Annotated in this window: 5 protein-coding genes; 1 reads left to right on the top strand and 4 read right to left on the bottom strand. The window is 65.7% G+C overall.

Annotated elements, in window-relative coordinates; all coding sequences use genetic code 11:
- The 4 genes from HC022_RS21980 to coxB form a co-directional block, all read right to left on the bottom strand.
- The coding region (locus HC022_RS21980; RefSeq protein WP_167453831.1) for a cytochrome c oxidase assembly protein at positions 1–455 on the bottom strand (455 nt) is incomplete at its 3' end.
- Positions 445–621, bottom strand: a complete 177-nt coding sequence (locus HC022_RS21975; RefSeq protein WP_008885602.1) for a hypothetical protein — start codon at positions 619–621, stop codon at positions 445–447. The genes HC022_RS21980 and HC022_RS21975, both read right to left, overlap by 11 nt.
- 2 nt (positions 622–623) lie before the next feature.
- Positions 624–1,571: a heme o synthase gene (gene cyoE, locus HC022_RS21970; RefSeq protein ID WP_167453830.1), complete on the bottom strand. Its 948-nt coding sequence runs from the start codon at positions 1,569–1,571 to the stop codon at positions 624–626.
- A 66-nt stretch (positions 1,572–1,637) separates the two neighbouring features.
- Entirely contained in the window at positions 1,638–2,516 is an 879-nt protein-coding gene (coxB, locus tag HC022_RS21965; RefSeq protein WP_167453829.1) for a cytochrome c oxidase subunit II, read from the bottom strand.
- Positions 2,517–2,704: 188 nt separating this feature from the next.
- Between coxB and HC022_RS21960 the strand changes: the two genes are divergently transcribed.
- Positions 2,705–3,322: PmbA/TldA family metallopeptidase (locus tag HC022_RS21960; RefSeq protein WP_303049091.1), on the top strand; the 618-nt coding region annotated here is incomplete at its 3' end.

The raw sequence follows: 3,322 nt of genomic DNA, 5'->3' as shown, positions 1-3,322 counted from the left end.
ATCTCGGGGTCCACAAAGAAGCTCACCGGCATCTGCACGCGCTCACCGGGCTGCAGCACCTGCTCGGAGAAGCAGAAGCATTCGATCTTGTCGAAATAAGCGCCCGCCTCGTAGGGGTAGACGTTGTAGGAGGCCTGACCCGCGATCACCCGGTCGGTCGGGTTGTAGGCCTCGTAGAAGGCGAGGCCCTCTTCGCCGATGCGCAGGGTCATCTCGGTCTGCACCGGCTTGAATTCCCAGCCGAAGCCGCGCGCCTTGGAGCCGTCGAAACGAATCTTGATGGTGCGGTCGAGGATCTCGCCCGTGGTGCCTTCGGCGACATTGGTGGTGCCGCCGAAGCCGGTGACCCGACAGAACCAGTTGTAGAAGGGCACCGAGGCCCAGGCCATCGCGCCCATGAAGAGCACGACTCCGACGAGCTGGAGTACCGTCTTCTTCTGCGGGTCAATCGCCATTCTGCACCTGCGATGCGCCCTGCAGCGCCTCGTTGAAGTTGCCGTTGGTGACCTTCACCACGGTCATCCCGAAGACGATGACGATGAAGGCGGCGAGCACCAGCCCGACGCCGATGTTGCGGCTGAAGCGGCGCTTGTGCAGGTCGTGTGTCTTGGCGATGGCCATGATTACCAGCCTCCGAGCCCGAAGCGGGCGAGACCCGCTTCCACCAGGATCGCGCCGAAATGCGCGAAGAGGTAGAGCAGCGAGAGCTTGAAGAAACGTTTCTCGGTGCGGAAGTTGTCCGCTTCCGAGGCGACCTCGTCGCGGCGGAAGATCTCCCACGCGCCCTTGAGGAAGAGCAGGTTCAGCACCACGGCCACGGCAAGGTAGACCGGCCCGCCGATGGCGGTGAAGCCGGTGCCGATGGCGAGTGCCGCCAGAAGCACGGTGTAGACGAGGATGTGGATGCGGGTCGAGCGGCGGCCGTGGGTCACGGTCAGCATCGGCACGCCCGCATCGTCGTAGTCCGAGCGCATGAACAGCGCCAGCGCCCAGAAGTGCGGCGGGGTCCACATGAAGGTCAGGCAGAACATCAGCACGGCCTCGACGCCGACCGATCCGGTCGCGGCGGCCCAGCCGATCATCGGGGGGAAGGCGCCCGCGGCGCCGCCGATGACGATGTTCTGAGGTGTCGAGCGCTTCAGCCACATGGTGTAGATCACCACGTAGAAGATGATGGTGAAGGCCAGCAGGCCGCCTGCCAGAACGTTGGTGGCCAGCGCGAGGAACACGCAGGAGAAGGCCGAGAGCGCCAGTCCGAGCGCCAGCGCCTCGCCGGGTTCGACGCGGCCTGCGGGGATCGGGCGCTTGGCGGTGCGCTTCATCACGAGGTCGATGTCGGCGTCCCACCACATGTTCAGCGCGCCCGAGGCACCGCCGCCGACGGCGATGAAGAGAATCGCGCAGAATCCGATGAACGGGTGCACCGGAACCGGTGCCGCCAGCAGACCGACCAGCGCCGTGAACACCACGAGCGTCATCACCCGTGGCTTGAGCAGGGCGAAGTAATCACCGAATTGGGCCTCGCCCGGCTGGGCGGTGGTGACGGTGCTGTTGGTGCTGATGTCGGTCATGTGTCGGTCTTCAAGTAGGTCGGTAGGGAAAGGTCGCGCCCCGCCTCCGGGGCGCGACCCGGGGTGTTACGAGTTGGCGAGGAACTGGCGGACGTCGACGTAGCCGCCTTCTTCCTGCGCTGCCGCGAACCAGGCGTCGTAGACCTCCTGGCTCACCACCTTCACGGTGATCGGCATGTAGGCGTGGCTGATGCCGCAGAGCTCCGAGCACTGGCCGAAGTAGACGCCCTCGCGCTCGGCGTTGAACCACAGCTCGGCGATGCGGCCCGGAACGGCGTCCTGCTTCACGCCGAAGGCGGGGATGGTCCACGAGTGGATCACGTCGGCGCCGGTCACCTGCATCACCACGGTGGCGCCCACGGGCACGACCACGGCGGTGTCGGTGGCGAGCAGCCATTCGTCGGCGGTGTAGCCGGCTTCGACCAGCTGGGCCTCGACATCGGCGTTGAAGCGGTTGTCGCCGCCGGTCGCCGGGGCACCGATCATGTAGCCGTCATAGGCCAGGTCGCTGCCGACGTATTCGTAGCCCCAGTACCACTGGTAGCCGGTCACCTTGATCACCAGATCGCCCTCGGGGATCTCCTGCTGCTTGAACAGCACGGGCAGGGAGAAGGCGCCGATGACCACGAGGATCAGGATTGGCACGATCGTCCACGCCACCTCGATCGGGGTGTGGTGGGTAAAGCTTGCAGGCGTCGGGTTTCTCCGGCGGTTGAAGCGGATGAAGGCATAGATCATCAGGCCGACGACGAACGCGCAGATGGCGGTGATGATGATCAGCAGCATTCCGTCGAGCCACTGCAGGTCGCGCGCCAGTTCGGTGGCGGCAGGCTGGAAGCCGGTGCCGCCCTGGTGCGGCCGACCGACGACCTCAAGGTCTTGTGCGATGGCCGGAGCGGCCAGTAGGCTGGACATGAGGCCCGTGAGCATCGAAATCTTGCGCATATGTCACCTGATCCGGTTGTCGTTCTTCTTCGTTCACAGGAGAGTACAACCCGGACAGATCGTCCGGGAGAGACCTCCTCCCCTTTAACTCCGCTCTTTAAAGAGCACAGATCCTGTCCCAAATAAACCAGGTCGCTTGCGGCAAAAAGGCGCTTTTTTTGATCTGGATCAAATATGACGAGGAAAACATGACCGACGCCCCCTTCCGTCCTTTCGATTCCGCACTCGATCTGGATCGCAGCCTTGCCCAGCTGCGCGAGTCCCTGGTCGGTGCCGATGACGGCGAGCTCTTCCTCGAACGCCGCCGCGCCGAGGCGCTGGTGCTGGACGACGGGCGAATCAAGACCGCCAGCTACGACGCCTCCGAGGGCTTCGGTCTGCGCGCGGTGCGCGGCGAGGTCACCGGCTACGCTCACGGCACCGACATCTCGGAAAGCGCGATCCGCCGCGCGTCCGAGACCGTGCGGCTGGCGGTGGGCGATGGCGGCGGGGTGCTGGCGCCCGGGCCGCAGGGCACCAACCGCAAGCTCTATACCGACGCCGACCCGATCGCCGGGCAGGCCTTCCCGGTGAAGGTGGAGACCCTGCGCGAGATCGACGCCTATGCCCGCGGTCTCGATTCGCGGGTGGTGCAGGTCACCGCGACCATCGCCGCGAGCTGCCAGGAGGTCGCAATCCTGCGCCCCGAGGGCACGCTGGTGACCGATACCCGCCCGATGACCCGGGTCACTGTCTCGGTGATCGTCGAGGACGAGGGCCGGCGCGAGGCCGGCAGCGCCTCGGGCGGCGGGCGGTTCCTGCTCGAC

Source organism: Salipiger sp. HF18, from assembly GCF_011806505.1.
Lineage (GTDB): Bacteria > Pseudomonadota > Alphaproteobacteria > Rhodobacterales > Rhodobacteraceae > Salipiger > Salipiger thiooxidans.
Note: the sequence above shows the minus strand (reverse complement) of the source record. Positions and strands in the feature narration are given on the sequence as shown.